Source organism: Corallococcus sp. AB045 (genome assembly GCF_003668895.1).
Lineage (GTDB): Bacteria > Myxococcota > Myxococcia > Myxococcales > Myxococcaceae > Corallococcus > Corallococcus coralloides.
In genome coordinates this window covers 1-3,318 of the sequence record NZ_RAWN01000379.1, presented here as the reverse complement: position 1 = coordinate 3,318, position 3,318 = coordinate 1, and the positions used below count along the sequence as shown (strand labels likewise).

Sequence of the window (3,318 nt, the reverse complement as noted above, 5' to 3'; positions counted from 1 at the left end):
AATCGAAGCGGGAGGAGTTGCCCTCCAGGGGAATGGGCTGGAAGGCCATGCCCGGCACGCGCAGCGCTTCCGCGGGTGCGTTCTGCAGGACGAGCATCACCTGGAAGAGAGGGCTGCGGCTCAAGTCACGCGAGGGCTGGAGGACTTCCACCAGCTTCTCGAAGGGGACGTGCTGGTGCTCGTAGGCGGCGAGGGTGGTGGCCTTCACCTGGGCCAGCAACTGGCGGAAGGACTCCTCCGGGCGCACATGGGCGCGCAACACGAGCGTGTTGACGAAGAAGCCGATGAGGCCCTCGGCCTCGGCGTGAGTACGGCCGGCGATGGGGGAGCCGACGGAGACGTCGTCCTGGCCGGAGTAGCGCGAGAGCAGCAACTGGAATGCGGAGAGCAGCAGCATGAAGGGCGTAGCACCTTCACGCTGAGCGAGACTGCGTAGCGAGTCCGTCAACTCCGAGGGGAAGTGCACGGGCACCGTGGCGCCGCGCCGGGACTGCACGGCCGGACGAGGACGGTCCGTGGGCAGCTCCAGCGCGGCGGGGGCACCGGCCAGCTGGCGCTTCCAGTATCCGAGCTGCGACTCCAGCGTCTCTCCCTGGAGCCACTGGCGCTGCCAGAGGGCGAAGTCCGCGTACTGCACCGGCAGCGGAGGCAGCGAGGGAGCCCGGCCGCCACTGAAGGACTCATAGAGGCTCGCCAACTCGCGGATGAGGACGCCCATGGACCAGCCGTCGGAGACGATGTGGTGCATCGTCACGAGGAGGACGTGGGAGTCGTCCGAGAGCTTGAGGAGGGCCGTGCGCAGCAGCGGCCCATGGACGAGGTGGAAGGGCTGCCGGGCTTCCCGGGTGGCAAGCCGCAGCGTCTCTGCGTCGCGCTCAGACTCCTCCAGGCCGGACAGATCCTCCATGGGAAGGACCCACTCGGCCGGAGGGTGGATGCGCTGGAAGGGCTGGCCCTCTTCTTCGAAGAAGGTGGTGCGCAGGGCTTCGTGCCGCGCCACCAGCGCCTCGAATGCGCGGCGTAGCGCCTCGACGTCCAGACGCCCAAGGAGACGCAGCGTGACGGGGAGGTTGTAGGAGGCGTCATCCGGCGCCAACTGGTCCAGGAACCAGAGGCGCTGCTGAGCGAAGGAGAGAGGCTGAGGGCCTTCGGTGCGCGTGCGCGTCAGGGGCGGTAGCCGCGTGCCGGTGGAAGCCCGATGCAACCGCTCCGCAAGGGCCGAGATGGTGGGAGCTTCGAAGAGGGCGCGAAGCGGCAGCTCCACATCCAGTGCCGCGCGCACGCGAGCCACCAACTGCGTGGCGAGCAGGGAGTGGCCCCCCAGCTCGAAGAAGTTGTCCGTGCGGCCTACGGTGGGCACGCGAAGCACTTCGCTCCAGAGTGCCGCGAGCTTCTCTTCCAGTGGAGTCGCCGGGGCCTCGTAAGCGTGCGATGCCCGAAGCACGCTCGCATCCGGAGCAGGGAGGGCCTTGCGGTCCACCTTGCCGTTGGACGTCAGCGGCAGTGCGTCCAGGGGGACGAAGGCGGCAGGCACCATGTACTCAGGCAGGAGTTGCTTGAGGTGCGCGCGAAGGGCCGTGATGTCGAGGGCTTCACCCACGACGTATGCGACGAGGCGCTTGTCGCCCGGCGAATCTTCGCGGGCGAGCACGACGGCGTCCTTCACGGCAGGGGCGGCGCGCAGGGCGTTCTCGACCTCGCCCAACTCGATGCGGAAGCCACGCACCTTCACCTGCGCGTCGATGCGGCCGACGAAGTCCAACTGGCCGTCGGCCCGCCAGCGCACCACGTCGCCCGTGCGGTAGAGCCGGGCTCCCGGAGTGGAGGAGAAAGCGTCCGGAGTGAAGCGCTCGGCGGTGAGTCCCGGCCGTCCCGCGTACCCACGCGCCACGCCGACGCCGCCAATGTGCAGCTCGCCGCGTACACCCACGGGGACGGGCTGCCCGTGCGCGTCCAACACATAGACACGCACGTTCGCCAGCGGCTTGCCGATGGACGGCACGTTCCCATCCGCCACCACCTCACCGAAGGTGGCGATGACGGTGGCTTCGGTGGGGCCGTAGGTGTTGAGCAATCGCCGTCCCGGAGCCCAACGCGCGACGACGTCCGCGGGCAGGGCTTCGCCGCCGGAGATGACGGTGCGCACGTTGGGCAGTCCCTCGGAGGACGTGGCCGCCAGCGCCGCCGGGGTGAGGCTGACGACGCTCAACTCCTGCTCACGCAACAGCACGGGCAGCGGTGCACCCGGCATCAGCTTCTCCAGCGGCGCGAGTACCAACGTGGCGCCGTTGCAGAGCGTGGTGAAAATCTCCTCCACGGAGAGGTCGAAGCTGAGGCTGGCGAACTGCAACACGCGGCTGCCGGGGCCGATGCCGTACGCCACCGCTTCGTGGGTGACGAGGTTGGCGACGCTGCGGTGCTCCACCGCCGTGCCCTTCGGTGTACCCGTGCTGCCCGAGGTGTAGAGCAGGTACTCCATGTTGGCAGGCGTCACGCCCGTTGCAGGCGCATCCGTCGGCTCAGCGGAGAGAGCGCCGCGCTCGGTGTCCAGGCAGAGCGCGCGGGCATGCAGCGCTTCGGGGAACCGGTCCACCAGTGGCTGCTGGGTGACGAGCACCTGAGCCGCGCTGTCCTCCAGCATGAAGGCCAGGCGCTCACGAGGCAGGAGCGGATCCACCGGCACCCAGGCGCCGCCGGCCTTCAGGATGCCAAGCAACCCGATGACGATATCGAGCGAGCGCTCGACGCTGAGGGCGACGCGGACCTCCGGGCCCACGCCACGACGGCGCAGCGCATGCGCAAGCTGATTGGCGCGCGCGTCCAGCTGCGCGTATGTCAACTGCGTCCCCTCGAAGACAGCAGCCACCGCCTCCGGAGCGCGGCGCACCTGCGCTTCGAAGAGCGAGTGCATGCACGCTTCGGGGAACGGCGCGCGCGTGGCGTTCCACTCCACCAGCATTTCGCGCCGCTCGACGGCGGTCAGCAGCGGCAATCGGGTGACTGCCTCATTCGGCTGAGCGACGGCCTCCTGGAGAAGCACGCGCAGGTGCTCGGCCATGCGTGCGGCGGTGGAGGCGGTGAAGATGTCAGAGGTGTACTCGAGGTAGCCCTTGAGGCCGGCGTCCGTCTCCAGCACCTGGAGGGTGAGGTCGAACTTGGCGGAGAAGGTGTCGAGCTCCAGGGCCTCCAGCTTGACGCCCTCGACGGAGGCGGAGCCGCGGAAGGAGGCCTGGTAGGTGAGCATCACCTGGAAGAAGGGAGTGCGGCCCGGAATGCGCTCCGGCTTCAACTCCTCCACGAGGCGCTCGATGGGGAGCT

1 protein-coding gene is annotated in these 3,318 nt (G+C 69.0%); it reads right to left on the bottom strand.

The genetic code is table 11. The annotated features are described in order from the left end of the window. Positions 1-3,318 (bottom strand): non-ribosomal peptide synthetase (locus D7Y21_RS40720; protein WP_121718578.1); only part of this gene is annotated, 3,318 nt, incomplete at both ends.